The following is a 23,275-nucleotide window of genomic DNA, read 5'->3' as shown; positions in this document are numbered from 1 at the left end:
GCGCTTGGGGAGGAGGGGGATCATCCCCGCAAGGCCAGCGCCCGTTCGAACACCGCCTCGAACATGGCGGGGGTCAGTCGCCCGGTATTCTGGTTGTAGCGGGAGCAGTGATAGCTATCCAGCACCACCGGCCCGCCGCCGGGCAGGCGGTGCTCGGCCAGATGCGCGAACCGCGCCTTGGGCAGGCGCCCGCCCAGCGCCTTGATGACCGATCGGTGCGCGATCTCGCCCAGTGCGATGACGACCGACAGCCGGGGCAGCGCGGCGAGTTCGTGCTCCAGGAAGGTGCGGCAGGTGCGGATTTCGTCGGGCGTCGGCTTGTTCTCGGGCGGCAGGCACTTGACCGCGTTCAGGATCACCGCGCCGTTCAGTGTCAGGTCGTCATCGACCCGCGCGTCGAAATTGCCCTCGGCCAGCCCGAACCGGGCGAGCGTGCCATAGAGCAGCGGCCCGGCGCCATCGCCGGTAAAGGGGCGGCCGGTGCGATGCGCGCCATGCTTGCCGGGGGCCAGGCCGACGATCGCCAGCCAGGGATCGGCATCGCCGAAGGGCGGCACGGGGCCGTTCCACCAGCCGGGATATTCGGCCGCGACCGCGTGGCGGACTTCGACCAGGCGGGGGCATAGCGGGCAGTCATGGGGCGGCTGGACGGGCACGAGCGGTGCGGGGATGGCGGGAAAGGATGCATCGGACATCGCGCTCGGGTAGTCGTCGGGCATGACGACGACAAGCTATGCCATCGCGCTGGGTTCCAACCGTCCGGGGCGGCATGGCTCGCCGCGCGCCGAGATCCGCGCGGCGCTGGCCGAACTGGGCGGCGTTCGCGCGGTGTCGCCGATCATCGTCACCGCGCCGGTCGGCCCGTCGATCCGGGCCTTCGCCAATGCCGCCGCGCTGGTCGACAGCCCGCTCGATCCGCCCGCGATGCTGGCGCGACTGAAGGCGATCGAGCGCGCCTTCGGGCGGCGGCGCGGGCAGCGCTGGGGGACGCGGGTGATCGACCTCGACATCATCCTGTGGTCGGGCGGGGCCTGGCGGTCGCCGGGGCTGGTCGTCCCGCACATCGCCTATGCTGCACGCGCCTTCGTGCTGCACCCGCTGGCCGCCATCGCCGCGGACTGGCGCGATCCGCGCGACGGCCGCCGGGTGAGACATTTGCGACATGGTGTTGACCGCAGGCGTCCGCGCCCCTAGGTCGCTTCCACCCCGATGGAGGGTCCGTAGCTCAGTTGGTAGAGCAAGCGACTTTTAATCGAGAGGTCCCGGGTTCGAGTCCCGGCGGACCCACCACGGGGTGTTTCAAGACATTGCGGACCTTTCCCGATCGGCGGGTGGCATAAGCGCCCCGCAAGTCCCCGCCTGATACGCGTGGCGCGATGGGGTCATGGCGGCAGGGGCTGCCCCATGGTAATCCGTAGCGGCGCCAATGACGTAGGATGCTGGCGCGCCGAACAGGACGAGCGCCGCATGGATTTTCCGCTGATCGCCCCCCGACCGCCCCGGCTGTCCGAACATCTGGACGGGCTGAAGCGGATCGAGGCGTCCGGGCAGTTCAGCAACAACGGCCCCGAAGTCCGCGCGCTCGAGGGGGAGATGGTGGACCGGCTCTTCGACGGCCGGGGGGCGGCGCTGGCGGTGGGCAATGCGACGCTGGGGCTGATGATCGCCATCCGGCAGGCGGCAGGCATGACGCCGAAGCCCGGCATGCTGGCGATGATGCCCGCCATGACCTTTGCCGCGACCGCGCAGGCGGCGATCTGGGCGGGGCTGACTCCGTTGATCGTCGATGTCGATCCGCAAAGCTGGACGGCCGACCCGGGCGAGGAGGAGCGGATGCTCGCGCGCCATGGCGACCGGATCGGGGCGATCGTGCCCTATGCCACGTTCGGCACGGACATCGACCTGGATCGCTACGCCTGGTTGGCCAGGCGCCATGGCGTGGGGGTGGTCGTCGATGCGGCGGCCTCGCTGGGCACGCTGGACGAACGGGGGCAGGGGTTCGGCACGGGCGCGCCCTTCACGCTGGTCTATTCGATGCACGCGACCAAGACCTTTTCGGTCGGGGAGGGCGGGCTGGTCTATAGCGGCGATGGCGACCGCATCGACCAGTTGCGCGCGATGGTGAATTTCGGTTTCGAGCGCGGGCGGGTCGCGACGCTGCCCGGCATCAACGCCAAGATGCCCGAGATACTGGCCCTGATGGCGCGCGCGAAACTGGCGGAGATCGACGCCGTCTGCGCCGCGCGCGCGGATCTGGACCGCGAATATCGCGACAGCCTGCCCGGCTATGGCTTTCAGGCGGAGCGGGGGCGGCGGCAGGCGACGCAGTTCATGCCGGTGCTGTTGCCGCCAGCGATTGCCGGGCGCCGCGATGCGGTGATCGCCGCCCTGGCGGCGGACGGCGTCGGGGCGGGCCATTATTTCAGCCCGCATCTCGGCGAGCAGCCGCTGTTCCGCGACACCGCGCTGATCCAGCCGACCCCAGTGGCGGATGCGCTGTCGGCGCGGATGTTGAGCCTGCCGATCACGGACGGGATGAAGCCGGGCGATGCCGGGATCGTCGCCGAGCGGCTGAAGGCGGTGGTCGCGCGCATCGCCGCCGGGGGCGAGCCCGCGCCCGCGCCGGACCGCGACCGGGCCTGTGGTTGCCTGGTGGTGGGGGGCGGTCCGGCGGGGACCGCGATCCTGATCGCGGCGAGCAAGACGGGACAACTCGTGCCGCTGGCCCGGCAGGGACTGGTCCTGGTCGAGCGGTCGAACCGGATCGGCGCGGGCGAGCTGGGCGGCTATGCCATCCGCTCGGACACCACCGCCGAGACCTTCCTGTCGGCGGTGAAGGGCAATCCACATCCCGAACTGGCCGCGCTGGAGGCGCATCCGGCGGGGCAGGTGATGGCGGGCTATTGCGGGGCGCTGGGCGCGCCGCTCCGCGATACCGCGCCGCTGCTGGAGGCGACGGCGCAGCGGCTGCGCGGGATCGTCATGGATCATGGCGGGGCGGTCCTGACCGCGACCGAGGCATTGCGCGCGGACCGCTTGCCGGATGGCGGGTGGCGCACCACCCTGAACGGTCCCGATGGCGTCCGCACCCTCACCTCGCGGCATATCGTCATTGCCACGGGGGGATACCAGAACGACGAACAGATCGCCGACACGATGGTGGCGGGCGTGCGGCTGGGCGACATGGCGGGGGAGCGGCTGATGCGATCCGACACGCTGCTGCGGCATGACGGGATCGACCGGGTGCGGGAGCGGCTGGCGGGTGTCCGCGCGCCGCGCGTCGCGATCATCGGCGCATCGACCAGCGCGATCGCCTGCGCCGTGCAACTGCTCAAATGCCATGATCTGCCCTTCGGAGCGGAGGCGATCACCCTGCTCGCCCGGACGCCACCCAAGCCCTTCTTCCCGACGGTCGAGGCCGCCCATGCCGAGGGGTTCACCGATTTCACCCCGGACGACATCTGCCCGGTCAGCGGCTTCGTGCTGCGCCTTGCCGGGTTGCGGCTGGAGTCGCGCGAACTGGTCCTGCGGATGCTGGCGCTTGGCGGGCGCACGCCCGATCCGCGGCTGGCGCTTCACCGGATCGCGGGAGAGGCGGACCTGCACGCGCGCGCCATCGTCGGCGCGGCCGATCTGGTGATCGGGGCGCTCGGTTATCGCCCGCGCGCGTTGCCGCTGTTCGACGCCGATGGGGTGGCCATCGCTTTGGCGCATGAGGAGGGGCGGCCGATGGTCGACCGCCATTGCCATATCCTCGATGCGCAGGATCGGCCGGTGCAGGGCGCCTATGGCATCGGCCTGTCCGCCGGTTTCGTGCCCTGGGGGCCGCTGGGGGGAGAGAAGAGCTTCCGGGGGCAGGCCAACGGGCTGTGGCTGTGGCAGAACGATGTCGGCCGGATGATCGTCGATCAGGTGCTGGGGCAGGGCGATGCGCAATCGGGTGCGGCGGCGGCATGAGCGATCCGATCGTCAGCGTCGTCATTCCTGCCTATAACGGCGCGGCGCTGATCGGTGAGACCCTGGCCAGCCTGGAAACCCAGACGATGACCCGGTGGGAGGCGCTGGTCGTCGACGATTGTTCGTCCGACGACACCCGCGCGCTGGTGCGCCACTGGCGCGATCCGCGTGTCCGCCTGATCGAGAATGCGGTGAATGGCGGCCCGGTGCGGACGCGCAATCGCGGCTTTGCCGAAGCGCGGGGGCGCTATCTGGCGGGGCTGGACCAGGACGATCTCTGCCGTCCCGAAAGGCTGGCGCGGCAGGTCGCCTATCTGGAGGCGAATCCCGATGTCGTGCTGGTGGGGGCGCAGGCGGAGCAATGGGTCGAGGGGCGGATCCTGCCCATGAATTATGCGCCGCACACCACCCCCGATCTGATAGCCTGGCTGAGCTGGATCGAGAATCCGCTGGTCTGGTCGACGGTGATGGTCCGTGCCGAGGTCGCGCGGCGGCTCGATCCGTTCACGCGGCCCGACATCCTCTATGCCGAGGATTTCGACCTGTATCATCGCATCCGCCGATTCGGCCGGATCGCGCGGCTGGACGAGCCGCTGCTGATCTATCGCCAGCATGCCGGGGGCGTGTCCAAGCGCTTCACCGACACGATGCGGGACAGCGCGACGCGGGTCCTGGCCGAGGCGCATCGGCGGCATCTGGGCGCGGAGGCCGAGGCGGTCGCGCGGCTGCTGGTCCGGCACAATATGGGCGGCCTGCCGGTCGCGGACGGGGCGACGTTCCGGCGGCTGGGACGGGCGATCGCCGGATTGCAGGCGGCCTTCGTCGCCGAGGTCGCGCCGCGCGACGAATCCCTCGCGCTGATCCGTTGGGAAACCGCGCGGCGATGGCGGCAACTGGCGCGCGCCGCGTTACGCTCGGGCCGCGTGACGCTCGGCGATGTGCTGAGCGCGCGGCCGCCGCATCTGGGGCTGGGCTATGCGGGGCTGGACGATCTGTTGCGCTGGCGCGCGATCGGCGCGGTGCGGCAGCTGCGTCGCATCCGCCCGGAATCGGACTCATCCACCGTCGAAAACGAATCGCCCAAGGGGTGATTCGCCTCGCCGACGTCGCGCTTCGGGATCGGGAAGGGCCGCTTGCGGACGGCCCAAACAAAAGCCCGCGCAGAGGGGGCTGCGCGGGGGATGGCAATCAATGCGTCTTGGGAGCCGGGCTTGTCGATCCGCAAGCCCCGGAAAAATCAGAAAAGATGATGAACCAGTCGCGAGGCGCCCAGCGCGACGCCGCCAACGGCGACCCAGCTAGCCATCGCACCGAAGGCCAGGATCAGCAAACGGTCGACGGGCGAAATGGCGTTATCGTTCATGGTCATCGGTCCTCTCCGACCGGTCTGCCTGCCGGTATGAGACATTTCTGCGACAAAATTCGCCGAGAAGCAAACCCATTTTTCAAATCAGCCTGATTGATAAATTCTCCGTTCAGGAAAAAGGGAAGGGGGAAATGCGCGCCTTGGCCTCGCCAGGCCCGGAAATCGGGCATTTCCCCTTGCCTTGCCAGGGAGATGGCACGATCAGCACCCTCGTATGACAGACCCGAACCCCGTCCCCGATATGCATCCCGCGTCCGTATTGAGCGAACCCGGTGTTCGACCCTCGACCATGCCGCTGGCCTTGCGTGGCGCCGCCGCGGGCGCAACGGCGCTGGCGCTTCTGCTGATTCTGGGCCTGCTGATCGATCATTGGCCCTTTGCCTGGGACCGGGCGATTCTGACCGGGCTGCGCGCGCACGGCCAGTCGCGCGCGCTGATGCGGGCGGCGGTCGATGTCACCGCGTTGGGCAGCGTGCCGGTGCTGATCCTCATCATGGCGGGGGCCGTATCGCTGCTGGCCGCGCGTCGGCTGTGGCTGACCGCGATCGCCACGGCGGCGGCGGGGATCAGCGGGGGCATGGCGGTGACCCTGGTCAAGACGATCGTCGCGCGGGCGCGGCCCGATCTGGTGCCGCACTGGGTCGACGTGTCCAATGCCAGCTTTCCCAGCGGCCATGCGGCGGGCAGCGCGATGGTCTATCTGACGCTGGCCGCGCTCGCGACGCAGGTGACGCAGGAGCGGCGGGTGCGCCACATGATCGTGATCCTGGCGGTGCTGCTGGTCGGGATGATCGGGGTCAGCCGCGTCTATCTGGGCGTGCACTGGCCGTCCGACGTGGCCGCCGGATGGTGTTTCGGAACGCTCTGGGCGCTGGGCTGGTGGTGGGCGACCGCCGCCGCCCGCGAGTCATGGCGCGGCGCGCGCCAATAGCCGCTGCGCCGCCTTCAGGTGCGGCGCATCGAGCATCTTGCCGTCCAGCTGGAGCACCCCCGCGCCGGGATTCGCCGCGAACAGGTCGACGATCGCCTGCGCCCGGATCACTTCTTCCGGCGTCGGGGTGAAGGCGGCGTTGATCACCGGCACCTGCCGGGGATGGATCGCCATCATGCCGGTAAAGCCGTCGCGCCGCCCGCGCGCGGCATAATCGGCCAGCCCCTCCGCGTCGCCGAAATCGGGATAGACCGTCTCGATCGCCGCGACGCCCGCCGCATGCGCCCCGAACAGGGTCAGCGAACGGGCCAGCTGATAGGGGGCGGTATAGCCGCCATCGGCCTGGCGCGCGGTCGTGGCGCCGATTGCGGCGGGCAGATCCTCCGCGCCCCAGGTCAACCCGGCGAGCGGCAGGCGCGCGCGCGCATAGTCGCCCAGCCGGAAGATCGCCGCCGGGGTCTCGGTGGCGATGGGCAGGATGGGGGGCAGGACGGGGATGTCCGCCACCCCCAGCGCCGCCAGCGCGTCCAGGCTGGCCAGCCCCTCCGCCTTGGGCAGGACGAGGCCGTCGGGACTCGTGGGCAGGATGATGGCGAGATCGTCGGCGGCCAGCGGTCCGTCGACCGGGTTGATCCGGACGAAGATCGCCTTGTCCGTCTCGCGCGGGGCGGACAGGAACCGGGCGACCGCCTCGCGCGCCGCCGGTTTGGCCTGGGTCGCGACCGAATCCTCCAGATCGATGATCAGCGCGTCCGCCTCCGTCCGCAGCGCCTTGGCCATCAGGCTGGGCTGGTCGCCCGGCACGAACAGGAGCGAACGCAGCCGCATCGGCGTCAGCGGCCCATTTCGGCCAGCTTGCGCTCCCAGGCCAGCGCGTCGCGGACGATGCCGTCGAGGTCGTCGCGCTGCGGGCGCCAGGGCAGCGCCGCCAGGATCGCGCTGTTGTCGGCGACCAGCTCCGCAGGATCGCCCGCGCGGCGGCCCTCCATCCGGCGCTCGATGGTCAGGTTCGTCACCCGGTCGACCGCGTCGAGCACTTCGAGGACCGAGAAGCCGCGACCATAGCCGCAGTTGAGCGTGTGGCTCTCGCCCGGCTGCGCGACCAGCAGCTCCAGCGCGGCGACATGCGCGGCGGCGAGGTCGGAGACATGGATATAGTCGCGCACGCCGGTGCCGTCGCGGGTCGCGAAGTCGGTGCCATAGACGCCGACCGCCTCACGCTTGCCGATCGCCGCCTCGACCGCGATCTTGATGAGATGGGTCGCGCCGACCGTCGACTGGCCCGAGCGGCCCTGCGGATCGGCCCCCGCCACGTTGAAATATCGCAGCGCGCAATAGTTGATCGGATGCGCGGCGGCGACGTCCTTCAGCATGATCTCGGTCATCAGCTTGGACATGCCATAGGGATTGATCGGCGCCTTGGGATCGCTCTCCTTGATCGGCACGCGTTCGGGCGTGCCATAGGTGGCGGCAGTCGAGGAGAAGATGAAGTGGGCCACGCCCTCGGCCACCGCGCTTTCGATCAGCGAACGGCTGGCGGCGGTGTTGTTGCGGTAATATTTGAGCGGGTCGCTGACCGACTCAGGGACGACGACCGATCCGGCGAAGTGCATGATCGCGCGCACGCCATGCTCGCGGATCGCGGTGCGCACCGCTTCGTCGTCGGCGACATTGGCGACCACCAGCGAGGCACGCGGATCGACCGCCCAGTCGAAGCCGGTGACGAGATTGTCGAGCACGACGACCTCATAGCCCGCATCCAGCAGCGCCAGCACGGCATGGCTGCCGATATAGCCGGCGCCGCCGGTCACCATCACCTTGCCGTCGATCGTCGCCATCATCTTTTGTCCCAAAGCCTTGGATTGTCGTCGCCTAGCGCCTTCCTATCTAGGCACACAAGACGACAAGGAGATTCCGAGTGACCGAATATGTGACGCTGGCCGGCGGATGTTTCTGGTGCACCGAGGCGGTGTTCAAGGACGTGATCGGGGTCGAGTCGGTCGAGAGCGGCTATATCGGCGGGACCGTGCCCAACCCGACCTACAAGCAGGTGTGCGGCGGCGATACCGGCCATGCCGAGGCGATCCGTATCGGTTTCGACCCCGAGCAGCTGGCGCTGGACGATCTGCTCGACATCTATTTCGCGACGCATGACCCGACGCAGCTGAACCGCCAGGGCAATGACGTCGGCACGCAATATCGCTCGGCGATGTTCCCGGCCGACGAGGCGCAGGAGGCCGCGATGGTGGCGGCGAAGGCGCGCGCGCAGGACGGCAGCGACAAGCCGATCGTCACCACGATCGAGCCGATGGCCGAATGGTATCCGGCGGAGGATTATCACCAGGATTATTGGGAAACCTCGGGACGGTCCAACCCCTATTGCATGGCGGTGATCCCGCCCAAGCTCCAGAAACTGCGCAAGAGCTTCGCCGCGCGGTCGAAGGCGGTGACGGCGTAAATTCCGGGGCGAGGTCGGGGCGTACGCTTCGATTTCGCTCAGCGTGAACGGAGCATTGGAGCGATCCCATCCTCCCGCTCAGCCTGAGCGTAGTCGAAGGCCACGCCCCGGACCTTTGCCAAAAATGCCCTTGTGGTGTCGGTTGATCCCTTGGCCTTCGACTTCGCTCAGGCTGAACGGAGGGAGGGTTTTTCCTTCGCGCTGAGCGAAATCCAGGGCCTCGCCGCAAACACTATCGCGTCGCCGCGCGCCGCAGCCGGTCGTTGATCGCCTCGCCGATCCCGTCCGCCGGGATCGGGGCGACCGCCAGGCGGGCGTGGTCGCTCGCATCGGCGCGGTGGAGGGCGTCGAACAGCCGAGCGGCGGCCTCGACCGTATCGCCGCTCGCCGACAGCGTGTCGTGTCCCGCGACCGCGCCGAAGCCGATCAGCCATTCGTCCGCATCCGCTGCCGTGGCGTTCAGCCGCAGCGCCTTGCGCGGGGCATAATGGCTGGCAAGCTGCCCCGGCGCGGTGACGATTGCGGGAGTGTCCGGCCCCTGTTCGACCGTGCCCAGCATGCCCGCCAGCATCGCCGCCGTGACCGGACCGGGGCGCAGGATGGTGCGGCCCGCGACGATCGTCGATTCCAGCCCCGCCTCGGTCGCGCCGTCGTCCAGAATGGGTACGTCCGGCCCCAGGCTGGCGCGGACATGGGCGGCGCGGGTCGGGCTGATCCCGCCGCTGGCATTGGCCGAGGGGGCGGCGAGCGGACGGCCGCTCTCCGCCAGCAGCGCCTGCATCGCGCGGTGGCGCGGCACCCGGATCGCCACCGTGTCCAGCCCCGCCGTCACCAGCGAGGCGATGCCCGACCCCGCCCGGACCGGGCGCACCAGCGTCAGCGGGCCGGGCCAGAAGGCCTCGGCCAGCGCCAGCGCCTCGGCATCGAACGCGGCCAGCGCCTGCGCCGCCGCCAGATCGGCGACATGGACGATCAGCGGGTTGAAGGACGGCCGCCCCTTGGCCGCATAGATACGCGCCACCGCCGCCGCGTCGGTCGCGTCGGCGGCGAGGCCATAGACCGTCTCGGTCGGCACCGCGACGATCCCGCCCGCCGCGATCACCGCGGCGGCGGCACGGATCGCGGAAGGGCCGAAGGGCAGGGTCGGGTCGTGGTCGGGAAAGGTCATGGCTGACGCGGCCTATATCCTGTCGGGACGTGCGCGATAAGGGGGCGGGGCAGGGCCATTCGCGCGCCCCTTCGACAATCGCGGTCCGGCATCCTATCTGCTGGGCCATGTTCGACCTCGATTCCTATCTCGCCCGCATCGCCCTTCCCTCGCGCGTGACCGTCGATGCCGAAGGGCTGGCGCGGTTGCAGCGCGCGCACCGGCTGGCCATCCCATTCGAGAATCTCGACGTCCGCCTCGGTCGTCCGATCGCGATCGACAGTGCCAGCGTCTTCGCCAAGCTGGTCGGGGCCCGGCGCGGCGGATATTGTTTCGAGCAGAACCGGCTGCTCCTCGACGTGCTGGCGGCGCATGGCTTTGCCGCGCGGCCGCTGCTGGCGCGGGTCTGGCTGCGCGCGACCGACGTGCCGCCGACCACCCATACGTTCAGCCTCGTCCATATCGACGGCCAGGACTGGATCGCCGATGCGGGCTTCGGGGGCAGCTATTCGCCACCGATGCCTTTGATCGACGGAGCGGAGGCGGAGGGCCCCGACGGCGCGCGCTTTCGGCTGGCCCGTGACGTCCAGCATGGCTGGATGCTGCTGCGCGACGGGCATCCGGGCAACACCGACGGCCGCTCGATGGGCGAGGGGTGGGAGCCGCAATACAGCTTCACCACCGACCATGTCTGGGATGCCGATCTGGCGATGGGCAACCACTGGACCTCGACCTATGAAGAGAGCCGGTTCCGCCTGGCCAATATCGTCAGCATCATCCTGCCGCGCGGCTTTGCGACGCTGACCGGCCGGCATTATCGCCGCTGTGTCGGGCAGGAGGTGACGGAAGGGACGATCACCGATCCGCGCGTCTATCGGATGCGGATGAGCCTGATGTTCGGCATCGACCTGACCGCCGACGAAACCGCGACCCTGTTCGCCGAATAATCCCGAACCCCGTCAGCGAATCGCGCCGTCGCCCGGTGGCGGTGCGATTCGCGGACGCGCCCGATCGATCTCCACCGAAATGCCGTCCGGCGGATGCTCGCCCGGACGGGTTTTCCCGTGCGCGCCACGTCATCTGATGCCGACGAAATGGCGGCTTTCCAGGACATCGCACAGGCGCGGCCAATAATTCGCCATTTTGGGCAGAAAATCTTGCCCATTTAAGGGGCATTTTACCTTTGTTCCCTATCCCTCCAAATGAATGCGGGGGAATTACAAATGAGTCGACCCTTAAAGACGCCCCTTCACCCGTGCCAAGGCAAGCCGGGTGCAGCCGCGCGACAAGGGTGACTCCCGATTGGGATACGGAACCGGGCGCCGAAATCTTGACGATCGTCCCGATAGATAAGTGATCCTCGACGCAGGCGCGATCCTGCGCCGTCGAATCTTTGCTGCGAAGGATAAAATCATGTCGATCACGACAGTGATGGCAAGCGAGAATCTGTGCCTGCCGAACATCGGCACGCTTGCCGAGGAATTGCAGGCCGTCATCACGCCGGGCGCGACGGTCCGGCTGGATCTCTCCGAGGTCGCCGCCCCCGATCTGAGCGTCGTCCAGCTCGTCCAGGCGGCACGGGTCGGCGCGGCGGAGGTCGATTGCGATTTCGCCCTGGCGGCCCCGGCGGGCGAGTCCTTCCGCGCGCTTCTCAACCGGGCGGCCTTCCTGCCCCACCCCAACCCCGAACACAGCCAATTCTGGTTCCACGGAGATACGGACCAATGACCGCCTCGATCCTTACCGTTGACGACAGCGCCTCCTTGCGCATGGCGATCCGCATCGCGCTGACCGGCGCGGGCTATGCGGTGACCGAAGCCGCGGACGGCGTCGAGGGGCTGAGCAAGGCGACCGCGACCCGGTTCGACCTGATCGTCACCGACCTGAACATGCCCAATATGGACGGGTTGGAGATGATCCGCGCGCTGCGCCAGCAACCCGCGCAGGCGGGTGTGCCGATCATCTTCCTGACCACCGAATCGGACGACGCGATGAAGGCGCAGGCCAAGGCGGCGGGCGCGACCGGCTGGCTGGTCAAGCCCTTCCAGCCCGAACAGCTGATCCGCGTCGCGCAGAAGGTCCTCGCACGGTGAGCGGCGAGGATCCGACAGCCGCCTTCCGGATCGAGGCGGGCGAGCTTCTGGAGCAGGTCGAACAGGGGCTGCTCGACCTGGGGCACCGGCTGGACGACATGAGCCTGGTCAATGCCGTGTTCCGGGGGCTTCACACGCTCAAGGGCTCGGGCGCGATGTTCGGCTTCGACAAGCTGGCGGCCTTCACCCATCACTGCGAAACCGCGTTCGACCGCGTCCGCAAGGGCGATGTCCGCGCGACGCCGGACCTGGTGTCGGTCATCCTGTCGGCGGGCGACCATATGCGCGCGCTGGTCGAGGGCGATGCGCCCGAGGCCGAGGGGCAGGCGATCCTGACCCGGCTGGCGGCGGCGGTCGATGCCGCGGCGGGCGGGGCCGGCGAAGCGCCCGCGCCCGTCGCCGGGCCGGTCAGGACGGGCTGGACGCTGTCCTTCCGCCTGCCGCCCGACGCGATGGCCAATGGCACCAATCCGCTGGCGCTGCTCGACGAGCTGCGCGAGCTGGGCGAGGCGACGATCGTTGCGCGGACCGACGAGATTCCCGCGCTCGGCACCTTCGAGCCCGGCCACTGCGTCGTCGGCTGGGACTGCACGCTGATCGGCGACATTTCGCGCGATGCGATCGAGGACGTCTTCCTGTTCGTCATGGACGATATGGAGATCACCATCGCCCCGCTGGCGGTCGAGGCGAGCGAGGAACCGGCGGTGGCGGACGAACCGGCGGCGGCATCGCCCGTCGCGGCTTCGGCCCCCGCACCCGCCGTCACGGCCCCGGTCGCGGCGAACGACCAGCCCGCGCGCACCCCGGCCAACCGGTCGCAGGGCGAGCATGTCCGCGTCCCCGCCGAGCGTCTCGACGAACTGATGGACCGGGTCGGCGAGCTCGTCATCGCGCAGAGCCGCTTGTCGCAGCTGGCGGGCCATGGCCATGACCTGAGCCTGCGCTCCGTCTCCGAGGAGATCGAGCGGCTGGCGGGCGAGATGCGCGACACGATGATGATCCTGCGCATGGTGCCGGTCTCGACGCTGTTCGGCCGCTTCCGCCGCCTGATCCACGACCTGGCGATCGAAACCGGCAAGACGATCGAGCTCGTCACCGAGGGCGAGACGACCGAGGTCGACAAGACGGTGATCGAGCGGCTGTTCGACCCGCTGGTCCATATCATCCGCAACAGTTGCGACCATGGCCTGGAACGGGCCGAGGACCGCCTCGCGGCGGGCAAGTCGGCCAGCGGTCTGATCCGCCTCAGCGCGCATCAGGCGGGCGGCGAGGTGCTGATCACCATCACCGACGACGGGCGCGGCATCGATGTCGAGCGCGTCCGTGCCAAGGCGGAGGCCAATGGCCTGATCCAGCCGGGGCAGGTGGTCGGCGAGGACGAACTGCTGGGCCTGATCTTCCACCCCGGCTTCTCGACGGCGGCGCAGGTCACCAACCTGTCCGGGCGCGGCGTCGGCATGGACGTGGTCAAGCGCACGATCGAAAGCCTGCGCGGCTCTATCGACGTGAAGAGCGTGCCCGGCCAGGGTTCGACCATCACGCTGCGCATCCCGCTGACGCTGGCGATCATCGAGGGGCTGCTCGTCCGGGTGGGCGAGGGACGCTATGTCATCCCGCTCGCGGCGGTCGAAGAATGCCTGGAGTTGTCGCTGGAGGAGGATCTGCGCTCGCGCGGGCGCAGCATCATCACGCTGCGCGAGCGGCTGGTGCCGTTCCTGCGGCTGCGCGACCTGTTCGACACCGGGACCAAGCCCGACACCTATCAGAAGATCGTCGTGGTCGGCACCGGCCAGGAGCGGGTCGGCCTGGTCGTCGACCAGATCATCGGCAACCACCAGACGGTGATCAAGGCGATGTCGCCGCTTCACCGCAACGTCGCGGCCTTTGCGGGCGCGACCATATTGGGCGACGGTTCGGTCGCCCTGATCCTCGACATCGCCCAGCTGATCGCGCTGAGCCAGCCCAGGGAGGAGCGGCGTCTGGCCGCTGGATAAGCCCATGCCCTATCACAAAGTACCCCATTGGACGCCCGACCAGGGGCTGGAGGTCCTGACCTTCGGCCTGGGCGGAGAGACCTTCGCACTGGAGGCGGGCATCGTCCGCGAGATACTGGACATGATGCCGGTCACCGCGGTGCCGGGCGCCGATCCGCTGGCCGCGGCGGTCATCAACTTTCGCGGGCGCATCGTGCCGCTGGCCGATCTGCGCGGTTCGTTCGGGATGGAGGCGCTGAGCACCACCGCCGACAGTCGGATCATCGTGATCGAGCTCGACCTGGACGGCAATCCGATCCTGATCGGCCTGACCGCCGACCGGGTGAACGAGGTGACCGTGCTGCATGCGCGCGATGCGGAGGAGGCGCCCGTCATCGGCATGCGCTGGCCGCGCGACCATGTTCGCTGCCTGGTCCGGCGCGAGGGCGACGTCGTCGTCCTGCCCGATCTGGCGGCCCTGTTCTCGCGTCTGACCGCTCATGCGACCGAGGCGGCAAGCATCCACTAAAACATACGACATATCAGCCATTTGCGCGTGGGGACAAAATCATGCGAGCAACGATAAAAATGAAACTGGCGGCCAGCTTTGCCGTCACGATATTGCTTTTGCTGGCCGTCATCGGCGTCGGCATCGCCAAGATGAACGCACTGAACTCCGCGATCACCGAGGTCATCGCGGGCCCCGCCAAGCGGCTGGAGATCGCGCTCATGGTCAATGAGCGGATGAACAAGACGCTGCGCTTCGAAAAGAACATGGCGCTGACCAACGACGATGCGCTGACCCGCAAGTTCGACGAACAGGTGATGAAGGCGCGCAGCGAGACGCGCAACTTGATCGCGACGGGGCTGAACATCGCCAGCGCCGACGGCAAGCCGCGCTGGATGCAGGTCCAGTCGCTCTTCGAGCAATATGTGCCGATCAACGACCAGATCCGCAGCCTGGCGCTGGTCAACAAGAATGCCGAGGCCGGACAGCTTTCGGTGTCCAAGTCGCGCGAGATCGCGGGCACCATGTCCGAACAGATCGACCAGATCGTCAATATCGCGCAGGACGCGATGAAGCAGGCCGATGCCGATACCAATGCGCAATATGAGCAGGCGCGCAACATCCTGCTGGCGACGGCGGTGGCGGCGATCCTGATCGCGATCGGTGCGGCCTTCTGGATCGCGCGCCTGGTGTCGCAGGGGCTGAGCAAGGTGTCGGTCGCGCTCGACGCGGTGGCCATCGGCGATCTCAGCCAGGATGTGACCGTCAAGACCAATGACGAGATCAAGGACCTGGTCGACACCGTCAACCGCATGACCGCCAATCTGCGCGAAAGCGCCCAGCTGGCCGATACGATCGCCAGCGGCGACCTGACCATCAGCCACCAGCCCCTGTCGGACAAGGACGTGCTGGGCCATGCGCTGGTCTCGATGGTCGAGCGTCTGCGCGGCGTGGTGAGCGACTCGACCCAGGCGGCGCAGAATGTCGCGGCGGGCTCGCAGCAGCTGTCCTCCTCGTCGGAACAGGTGAGCCAGGGCGCGACCGAACAGGCCGCCGCCGCCGAGGAAGCCTCGGCGTCGATGGAGCAGATGGCCGCCAATATCAAACAGAATGCCGACAACGCGACCCAGACCGAGAAGATCGCGCGTCAGTCGTCGCAGGACGCCGAGCAGAGCGGCGCGGCGGTGCAGAAGGCGGTCGTGGCGATGCGCACCATCGCCGAGAAGATCGGCATCGTGCAGGAGATCGCGCGTCAGACCGACCTGCTGGCGCTGAACGCGGCGGTCGAGGCGGCGCGCGCGGGCGAACATGGACGCGGCTTCGCGGTCGTCGCCGCCGAGGTCCGCAAGCTGGCCGAGCGCAGCCAGACGGCGGCCGCCGAGATCAGCGGCATGTCCTCGGATACCGTCGCCGCCGCCACCCAGGCGGGCGAGATGCTGACCAGGCTGGTCCCCGACATCCGCCGCACCGCCGAACTGGTCGCCGAGATCAGCGCCGCGTGCCGCGAACAGGATATCGGGGCGGTCCAGATCAACGAGGCGATCCAGCAGCTCGACAAGGTGACCCAGCAGAACGCCTCGGCCTCCGAGCAGATCTCGTCCACCTCGGAGGAACTGGCCAGCCAGGCCGAGGAGCTTCAGGAAGGCATCGCCTATTTCCGCGTCGAGAAGGCCGGTGGCCAGCATGTGCGCAGCTCGGCGGTTCGCAAGCCGGTCGTCCAGCGCGCCGCGCCAGCCAAGAAGGCCAGCCCGGCCTCGCGACCCGGCTCGATCGCCGACCAGCAGGCGCGGGTGCGCGGCTTCGCGCTCGACCTGGCCAATGGCGGTCCCGACAGCGAGGACGCCGATTTCGGACGCGCCGCCTGATCGCTGCGTGACCGGGGGAGGCGGGTCGCCTCCCCCACCAACCCTTTCCCATCCGTAACGCCGACCGTCATCCGCGCGCCAAGACGCGGAGGCCCCGGCGTGCGCCCTTTTTTCCTCCTTGGGACATCACATGCTGACGCTGTTCAACAATCTGTCGATATCGAAGAAGCTGACATTATGTCTGGGCGCGATCATCGCGATTACGGTCGGCGTCGACGGGGTGATCCTGTCCAATGCTGGCAAGGTCAAATCGACCACCGAGATCAACGAACATACCTATAAGGTCATCGCCACGGCGGACGATATCGTCACCAACATGGTCAACCAGGAAACCGGCTATCGCGGCTATCTGGTGTCGGGCAACGATGACTTCCTGAAGCCCTATCACAAGGGCTGGACCGATTTTTCGCATGCCTGGACCGAGGTCAAGGCGATGACCAGCGACAATCCGGCGCAGCAGTCGCGGCTGGACGATATCCGGCGGCTGGCGGAAAGCTGGCATAACGATGTCGCCGAAAAGGCCATCCGCCTGATGGCGCATCCTGAAACCCGCGAAAGCGCGCGCGCGCTGGAGAGCAGCGGTGCGGGCAAGGCGGCGATGGACCAGTTGCGTGGCCGGGTCGGTGAACTGGTCGCCACCGAACGCACCCTGCTCGCCCAGCGGCAGGAGGCGCAGCGGGACGCCTTCTCGACGATCACCCTGGCCATCTGGATCGGCATGGCGGCCAGCGTGCTGGCGGCGGTCGCGATCGGCCTGTTGATGACCCGCACGATCGCCCGCCCCATCGGCCTGTTGTCCCAGGCGCTGGCCCGCATCGCCGAGCCGCTGGCGACCAATCGCCGCGACGAGATCGGGCAGATGCAGGGCAGCGTCGGCGCGGTCGAGGGCGCGTTCGACCAGATTTCGGGCGTGCTGGATGCCGTGTCGAAGGGCGACACGACGGTCGGCATGACCCAGCGTTTCGGCGGCCTGACCGATCAGCTGAACGCCAATCTCGACGCGCTGCGCCGCAGCTTCGAGGGGATCGCCGCCATCGCCGGAGAGATTGCCGGGGGCGACCTGACCGTCCAGCCCAAGCCGCTGTCGGACAAGGACCGGCTGGGCCATGCGCTGGTCACGATGGTCGAGCGTCTGCGCGGCGTCGTCGGCGATGCGACCCAGGCGGCACAGAATGTCGCGAGCGGCAGCCAGCAGCTGTCCTCTTCGTCGGAGCAGGTGAGCCAGGGCGCGACCGAACAGGCCGCCGCCGCCGAAGAGGCCTCGGCGTCGATGGAGCAGATGGCCGCCAACATCAAACAGAATGCCGACAACGCGACCCAGACCGAGAAGATCGCGCGCCAGTCCTCGCAGGATGCCGAACAGAGCGGCGCGGCGGTGCAGAAGGCGGTCGTCGCGATGCGCACCATCGCCGAGAAGATCGGCATCGTGCAGGAAATCGCGCGCCAGACCGACCTGCTGGCGCTCAACGCGGCGGTCGAGGCGGCACGCGCGGGCGAACATGGTCGCGGCTTCGCGGTGGTCGCCGCCGAGGTCCGCAAGCTGGCCGAGCGCAGCCAGATGGCGGCGGCCGAGATCAGCGGCATGTCCTCGGACACCGTCACCGCCGCCGTCGAGGCGGGCGAGATGCTCAGCCGCCTCGTCCCCGACATCCGCCGCACCGCCGAGCTGGTCGCCGAGATCAGCGCCGCGTGCCGCGAACAGGATGTCGGCGCGGTCCAGATCAACGGCGCCATCCAGCAGCTCGACAAGGTGACCCAGCAGAACGCCTCGGCCGCCGAACAGATCTCGTCCACCTCGGAGGAACTGGCGAGTCAGGCCGAGGAGCTTCAGGAGAGCATTTCCTATTTCAACGTGGATGACCGCGACCGCACCGGGTCGGCCCGATCGTCGCGTGCCGCCAAGCCGGCCGATCGCCGCGCCGCCGCCCGAAAGGCCAAGCCCGCGCCGCGTTCCCAGTCGGTTGCCGATCAGCAGGCCCGCGCGCACGGCTTCGCGCTCGACCTGAGCAATGGCGGCCCGGACGGCGAGGACGCCGAATTCGGACGCGCGGCATGAGCGCGCGCGGCGACATCCAGGTCGTGGTCTTCGGGCTGGGGGAGGAGGAATTCGCGCTTCCCGTGACCAGCGTCCGCGAGATCCTGGACCATCGTCCGGCCTATCGGGTGCCGGCCGCGCCCGACTGGTTCCTGGGGCTGGCCGATGTGCGCGGCCTGTCGGTGCCGATGGTCGACCTGCGCGCGCGGTTGGGCCTCTCGCCGGTCGAGCCGACGTTGACGACCCGGATCCTGGTCGTCGACTTGGCCGGGGCGGGGGACGTGCCGCTCTCGCTCGGGCTGGTCGTCGACCGGGTGCTCGACGTCAGCATCTTCGCGGCGGACATGATCGAGGATTCGCCCGGTATCGGCGGCCGATGGCGATCGCAGCAGATCGAGGCGATCCTGCGACGCGGCACGGGCTTCGTCGCGTTGCTCGATCCCGGTCGGCTGTTCGCGGCGGACGATCTGGACGGCCCCATGTCCCTTGCGGCGGCGGCCTGACTTTCGGGGGCGGTATCGATCGATACCGCCCCGCTTCCTTTTTCAAGATCATAACCTCTTCGGAGCAGTAAAATGCGTTTCCATGCCTCGCTCAAGACCACATCGCATGTCGATGTCGCCACGATGGAGATCACCCGGTTGCAGCGCGCCTTCGCCCAGGGGCGGACGCAGGAGCGGGCCGATCTGACCGGCGCGACCGGCAAGGCGCGCGACATTCTGGTCGCGGTGAACGACATGATCGAAGCGGCGGCGTCCCCCACCGCCGCCTTTACCCGGCGGCTGTCGCACATGGCCGCCGAGCATGACCGCGGCGACATCGACGCGATGCTGCCGGTCGACGATTTCCACGGCGACCTCGCCGCCGCCGCCCGCCTGATCAACGACCTGGTCGCCAGCCATATCGCGGTCAAGAAGATGGCCATGGCCTGCGTCAAGTCGCTGGGCGAGGGCGATTTCGAGGCGCCGCTGGCGCCGCTGCCCGGCAAGAAGGCGTTCATCAACGACACGATCGAGCAGCTTCGCGGCAATCTGAAGGGCCTGATCGCCGAGATGAACACCATGTCGGCCGAGCATGATCGCGGCGATATCGACGTCTTCGTGCCGGTCGAGCGGTTCCAGGGCGACTTCGCGGCGATGGCCAAGGGCCTCAACGACATGGTGGCCAACCATATCGCCGCCAAGAAGAAGGCGATGGCCTGCATCAAGCAGTTCGGCGAGGGCGATTTCGACGCGCCGATGGAGCAGCTGCCCGGCAAGAAGGCCTTTATCAACGAGACGATCGAGCTGCTGCGCACCAATTTCAAGGCGATCATCGGCGAGATCCAGCGGCTGATCGCCGCCTCGACCGCGGGGCAGCTGAGCGAGCGGGGCGAGGCCCAGCGCTTCCCCGGCGACTTCGCGCGTCTGGTCCAGGGCATCAACGGGATGCTCGACGCGATCCTGCTGCCGATCGGCGAGGGCAACCGGGTGCTCAATCTCGTCAGCACGGGCTCGCTGCTCGAACGGGTCGAGATTGCGTGCGAGGGCGATCATCGCCGGATGAAGGATGCGATCAACAATCTGGTCGACAATCTGACCAGCTTTGCGATCAACGTGTCGGGCGCGGCGGATCTGGTCGCGGCGGGCAGCCAGCAGCTGTCCTCCTCGTCGGAGCAGGTGTCGGGCGGCGCGACCGAGCAGGCTGCGGCGGCGGAAGAGGCCTCGGCGTCGATGGAGCAGATGGCCGCCAACATCAAACAGAATGCCGACAACGCCACCCAGACCGAGAAGATCGCGCGCCAGTCCTCGCAGGATGCCGAGATCAGCGGGGCGGCAGTGCAGAAGGCGGTCGTCGCGATGCGCACCATCGCCGAGAAGATCAGCATCGTGCAGGAGATCGCCCGTCAGACCGACCTGCTGGCCCTCAACGCGGCGGTCGAGGCGGCGCGCGCGGGCGAACATGGTCGTGGCTTCGCGGTCGTCGCCGCCGAGGTCCGCAAGCTGGCCGAGCGCAGCCAGACGGCGGCGGCCGAGATCAGCGGCATGTCTTCGGATACGGTGGCGGCCGCGACCCAGGCGGGCGACATGCTGACCAGGCTGGTCCCCGACATCCGCCGCACCGCCGAACTGGTCGCCGAGATCAGCGCCGCCTGCCGCGAACAGGATATCGGTGCGGTCCAGATCAACGAGGCGATCCAGCAGCTCGACAAGGTGACCCAGCAGAACGCCTCGGCCTCCGAGCAGATTTCGGGCACGTCGACCGAACTGGCGGGCCAGGCCGAGGAATTGCAGGAGAGCATCGCCTTCTTCCGCGTGGCGCAGGAGGCGCGACCGGCGGCGGCCAAGTCGGCGGCGCGCAAGCCCGCGCCGCGTCCGGCGGCGGCCAAGGCGCGGCCCGGTGGCGGACGTGCGGGATCGGTCGCCGACCAGCAGGCGCGCCTGCGCGGCTTCGCGCTCGACATGACCAGCGGCGGCCCGGACGGCGAGGATGTGGATTTCGGCCGAGTCGCCTGACGTCGCCATCCGGGGGCGGGTATCGGGGGCGGGGCGTCGCATTGCCTCGCTCCCGGACGCCATCGCCGCGCAAGGCCGCGTAAAATCGGCACAAGAGCATCCGCTCTGAACCAATCCTTCATCAGTTGCCGGTTAATTGATGATCGGAATTTTATGGGTGATTCGAAACCACCTCGAAAGGTGGTTCTTACGGGGACTGACGATGCGCGCAACCATCAAGATGAAGTTGGCCGGGACATTCGCGGTAGTATTGTTGCTATTGGCGGTGGTCGTCGGGGTCGGCATTTCCAAGATCAACGTTTTGAACACCATGATCGCGGACATCATTGATGGACCGGCCAGGCGCATCCAGCTCTCGTTGACCGCCGATGGGGATATCGGCCGCGCGATCCGCGCCGAAAAGAACATGATGCTGACCCAGGATGCGGCGGCGAACCGCAATTTCGAGGCGCTGTTCGCGCAATATGACGCCAAGATCCAGGAAAGCCTGAACGGCGGGCTGAAGATCGCCACCGAGCAGGGGCGTCCGGTCTGGACCAAGGCGCTGGAGGAATGGCGCGCCTACAAGACGGTCAGCGAGCGGGCGCGCGGCCTGGCGATGGAGAATCGCAATGCCGAGGCCGCGCAGATCTCGGTGACCGAGGGGCGCGCCATCGCCAGCAATCTGAGCGAGACGCTGGGCAAGCTGGCGATCATCACCCAGGGGCAGATGGTCAAGGCCAATGCCGAGTCGGACGCGCTCTACGCATCGGCGCGCACCACCATGTTCGCCACCGCCGCGGTCGCGCTGCTGATCGCGATCTGCGGTGCGGTGTGGATCGCGCTGCTGGTGTCCAACGGGCTGCGCAAGGTCGGCGAGGCCATGTCCGCCGTGGCCGAAGGCGACCTGAACAACGAAGTGTCGGTCCGCAGCAATGACGAGATCAAGGATCTGGTCGACACGGTGAACCGCATGACCGGCCGCCTGCGCGACACGATCACCCAGACCGCCCAGGCGGCGCAGAATGTCGCGAGCGGCAGCCAGCAGCTGTCCTCTTCGTCGGAGCAGGTGAGCCAGGGCGCGACCGAACAGGCCGCCGCCGCCGAAGAGGCCTCGGCCTCGATGGAGCAGATGGCCGCCAACATCAAACAGAATGCCGACAACGCCACCCAGACCGAGAAGATCGCACGCCAGTCCTCTCAGGACGCCGAACAGAGCGGTGCGGCGGTGCAGAAGGCGGTCGTCGCGATGCGCACCATCGCCGAGAAGATCGGCATCGTGCAGGAAATCGCCCGCCAGACCGACCTTCTAGCGCTGAACGCGGCGGTCGAGGCGGCCCGCGCAGGCGAACATGGTCGCGGCTTCGCGGTCGTCGCCGCCGAGGTCCGCAAGCTGGCCGAGCGCAGCCAGACGGCGGCCGCCGAGATCAGCGGCATGTCCTCGGACACCGTCGCCGCCGCGACCCAGGCGGGCGAGATGCTGACCAGGCTGGTCCCCGACATCCGCCGCACCGCCGAGCTGGTCGCCGAGATCAGCGCCGCGTGCCGCGAACAGGATATCGGCGCGGTCCAGATCAACGAGGCGATCCAGCAGCTCGACAAGGTCACCCAGCAGAACGCCTCGGCGTCCGAACAGATCTCGTCCACCTCGGAGGAACTGGCCAGCCAGGCCGAGGAGCTTCAGGAGGGCATCGCCTTCTTCCAGGTCGACACGATCGGCCATGGGGCTGCCGCCCGCACGCCGCACAATCGCCGCCCGGCCTCGCGCCCGGCCGTCGCCAAGGTCAGGGCCAAGGCTCCGTCGCCCGCGCGGCCCGGTTCGGTCGCCGACCAGCAGGCGCGGGTGCGCGGCTTCGCGCTCGACCTGACCAATGGCGGCCCGGACGGCGAAGACGCCGAATTCGGACGCGCGGCATGAGCGCGGCGGGGGGAGACATCCAGGTCGTGGTCTTCGGTCTGGGGGACGAGGAGTTCGCGCTTCCCGTGACCGCGGTCCGGGAGATCCTGGACCATCGTCCGGCCTATCGGGTGCCCGCCGCGCCCGAATGGTTCCTGGGCCTGACCGATGTGCGCGGCCTGTCGGTGCCGATGGTCGATCTGCGGTCGCGGCTGGGATTGCCGCCGGTCGAGCCGACGCTGACGACCCGCATTCTGGTCGTGGACATGACCGGCGCGGGGGGCGCGCCGCTCGCGCTGGGGCTGGTGGTCGACCGGGTGCTCGACGTCAGCACCTTCGCCGCCGACTCGGTGGAGGGCTCGCCCGATATCGGCGGCCGCTGGCGGTCGCAGCAGATCGAGGCGATCCTGCGGCGCGGGGCGGGCTTCGTCGCGCTGCTCGACCCCGCCCGGCTGTTCGGCGCCGATGACGGGCCCGACGCGCTGGCGACCCTGGGCCTGGCGGCCTGATCCTTCTTGCAACCGGCCGCCCGGCGCGGCGGCCGGTCCCTTTCCTTCCGGCGAACAGGAAC

Annotated in this window: 21 protein-coding genes and 1 tRNA gene; 17 read left to right on the top strand and 5 right to left on the bottom strand. The window is 68.6% G+C overall.

Features of this window, described 5'->3' with window-relative positions:
* Positions 1–20: 20 nt before the first annotated feature.
* Positions 21–695, bottom strand: coding sequence for a uracil-DNA glycosylase (locus tag QE360_RS04485; RefSeq protein ID WP_309699620.1), 675 nt, complete (start codon positions 693–695; stop codon positions 21–23).
* Positions 696–717: 22 nt separating this feature from the next.
* On the opposite strand from QE360_RS04485, the gene folK reads away from it, so the two are divergent.
* The 4 genes from folK (at position 718) to QE360_RS04465 (ending at position 5,048) form a co-directional block, all read left to right on the top strand.
* Positions 718–1,194 carry a 2-amino-4-hydroxy-6-hydroxymethyldihydropteridine diphosphokinase gene (folK, locus tag QE360_RS04480; RefSeq protein WP_309699618.1) on the top strand — a complete coding sequence of 159 codons (477 nt, stop codon included), beginning with the start codon at positions 718–720 and terminating at the stop codon, positions 1,192–1,194.
* A 20-nt stretch (positions 1,195–1,214) separates the two neighbouring features.
* Positions 1,215–1,290 (top strand) — tRNA-Lys (locus QE360_RS04475).
* A 114-nt stretch (positions 1,291–1,404) separates the two neighbouring features.
* Positions 1,405–3,957 (top strand): DegT/DnrJ/EryC1/StrS family aminotransferase, encoded by a 2,553-nt coding sequence (locus QE360_RS04470; RefSeq protein ID WP_309699616.1) that lies wholly within the window; start codon positions 1,405–1,407, stop codon positions 3,955–3,957.
* A complete protein-coding gene (locus QE360_RS04465; RefSeq protein WP_309699614.1) occupies positions 3,954–5,048 on the top strand; it encodes a glycosyltransferase in 1,095 nt (364 codons plus the stop codon). The genes QE360_RS04470 and QE360_RS04465 overlap by 4 nt, the downstream gene beginning before the upstream one ends.
* A gap of 146 nt (positions 5,049–5,194) precedes the next feature.
* On the opposite strand, the gene QE360_RS04460 is transcribed toward QE360_RS04465, so the two are convergent.
* Positions 5,195–5,326 (bottom strand): hypothetical protein, encoded by a 132-nt coding sequence (locus tag QE360_RS04460; RefSeq protein WP_309691896.1) that lies wholly within the window; start codon positions 5,324–5,326, stop codon positions 5,195–5,197.
* 286 nt (positions 5,327–5,612) lie between these two features.
* On the opposite strand from QE360_RS04460, the gene QE360_RS04455 reads away from it, so the two are divergent.
* Positions 5,613–6,254: a phosphatase PAP2 family protein gene (locus QE360_RS04455; RefSeq protein ID WP_309699612.1), complete on the top strand. Its 642-nt coding sequence runs from the start codon at positions 5,613–5,615 to the stop codon at positions 6,252–6,254.
* Here the strand turns inward: QE360_RS04455 and QE360_RS04450 are convergent.
* Both QE360_RS04450 and galE read right to left on the bottom strand, forming a co-directional pair.
* Complete coding sequence (locus QE360_RS04450) at positions 6,231–7,082, bottom strand: CoA ester lyase (RefSeq protein WP_309699609.1); 852 nt, start codon at positions 7,080–7,082, stop codon at positions 6,231–6,233. The genes QE360_RS04455 and QE360_RS04450 overlap by 24 nt on opposite strands.
* 5 nt (positions 7,083–7,087) lie before the next feature.
* On the bottom strand, positions 7,088–8,095 hold the full coding sequence (gene galE / locus QE360_RS04445; RefSeq protein WP_309699607.1) for a UDP-glucose 4-epimerase GalE: 1,008 nt from the start codon (positions 8,093–8,095) through the stop codon (positions 7,088–7,090).
* A gap of 77 nt (positions 8,096–8,172) precedes the next feature.
* On the opposite strand from galE, the gene msrA reads away from it, so the two are divergent.
* Positions 8,173–8,712, top strand: a complete 540-nt coding sequence (gene msrA, locus QE360_RS04440) for a peptide-methionine (S)-S-oxide reductase MsrA (RefSeq protein ID WP_309691905.1) — start codon at positions 8,173–8,175, stop codon at positions 8,710–8,712.
* 232 nt (positions 8,713–8,944) lie between these two features.
* Here msrA and QE360_RS04435 read toward each other — a convergent pair whose 3' ends face one another.
* Positions 8,945–9,880 carry an L-threonylcarbamoyladenylate synthase gene (locus QE360_RS04435; protein WP_309699605.1) on the bottom strand — a complete coding sequence of 312 codons (936 nt, stop codon included), beginning with the start codon at positions 9,878–9,880 and terminating at the stop codon, positions 8,945–8,947.
* 107 nt (positions 9,881–9,987) lie between these two features.
* On the opposite strand from QE360_RS04435, the gene QE360_RS04430 reads away from it, so the two are divergent.
* The 11 genes from QE360_RS04430 to QE360_RS04380 all read left to right on the top strand — a co-directional run bounded on the left by QE360_RS04430 (position 9,988) and on the right by QE360_RS04380 (position 23,213).
* Positions 9,988–10,806, top strand: coding sequence for an arylamine N-acetyltransferase (locus tag QE360_RS04430; RefSeq protein WP_309699603.1), 819 nt, complete (start codon positions 9,988–9,990; stop codon positions 10,804–10,806).
* 466 nt (positions 10,807–11,272) lie between these two features.
* A complete protein-coding gene (locus QE360_RS04425) occupies positions 11,273–11,587 on the top strand; it encodes an STAS domain-containing protein (RefSeq protein ID WP_309691914.1) in 315 nt (104 codons plus the stop codon).
* On the top strand, positions 11,584–11,952 hold the full coding sequence (locus QE360_RS04420; RefSeq protein WP_307102379.1) for a response regulator: 369 nt from the start codon (positions 11,584–11,586) through the stop codon (positions 11,950–11,952). Before QE360_RS04425 ends, QE360_RS04420 begins: the two co-directional genes overlap by 4 nt.
* On the top strand, positions 11,949–13,946 hold the full coding sequence (locus tag QE360_RS04415; protein WP_309699601.1) for a chemotaxis protein CheA: 1,998 nt from the start codon (positions 11,949–11,951) through the stop codon (positions 13,944–13,946). Before QE360_RS04420 ends, QE360_RS04415 begins: the two co-directional genes overlap by 4 nt.
* 4 nt (positions 13,947–13,950) lie before the next feature.
* Positions 13,951–14,454 (top strand): chemotaxis protein CheW, encoded by a 504-nt coding sequence (locus QE360_RS04410; protein WP_309699600.1) that lies wholly within the window; start codon positions 13,951–13,953, stop codon positions 14,452–14,454.
* 59 nt (positions 14,455–14,513) lie between these two features.
* On the top strand, positions 14,514–16,298 hold the full coding sequence (locus tag QE360_RS04405; RefSeq protein WP_309699598.1) for a methyl-accepting chemotaxis protein: 1,785 nt from the start codon (positions 14,514–14,516) through the stop codon (positions 16,296–16,298).
* A gap of 130 nt (positions 16,299–16,428) precedes the next feature.
* Entirely contained in the window at positions 16,429–18,354 is a 1,926-nt protein-coding gene (locus tag QE360_RS04400; protein WP_309699596.1) for a CHASE3 domain-containing protein, read from the top strand.
* Positions 18,351–18,836, top strand: coding sequence for a chemotaxis protein CheW (locus QE360_RS04395; RefSeq protein ID WP_309699594.1), 486 nt, complete (start codon positions 18,351–18,353; stop codon positions 18,834–18,836). Before QE360_RS04400 ends, QE360_RS04395 begins: the two co-directional genes overlap by 4 nt.
* Before the next feature lie 72 nt (positions 18,837–18,908).
* Entirely contained in the window at positions 18,909–20,828 is a 1,920-nt protein-coding gene (locus QE360_RS04390) for a methyl-accepting chemotaxis protein (protein ID WP_309699592.1), read from the top strand.
* Between the two features lie 202 nt (positions 20,829–21,030).
* Positions 21,031–22,725, top strand: a complete 1,695-nt coding sequence (locus QE360_RS04385; protein WP_309699590.1) for a methyl-accepting chemotaxis protein — start codon at positions 21,031–21,033, stop codon at positions 22,723–22,725.
* Entirely contained in the window at positions 22,722–23,213 is a 492-nt protein-coding gene (locus QE360_RS04380) for a chemotaxis protein CheW (RefSeq protein ID WP_307102393.1), read from the top strand. The genes QE360_RS04385 and QE360_RS04380 overlap by 4 nt, the downstream gene beginning before the upstream one ends.
* The last annotated feature ends 62 nt before the right edge of the window (positions 23,214–23,275 follow it).

It is taken from the genome of Sphingomonas sp. SORGH_AS_0789 (assembly GCF_031453055.1).
Lineage (GTDB): Bacteria > Pseudomonadota > Alphaproteobacteria > Sphingomonadales > Sphingomonadaceae > Sphingomonas.
This window is presented reverse-complemented; position numbering and strand designations above follow the sequence as displayed.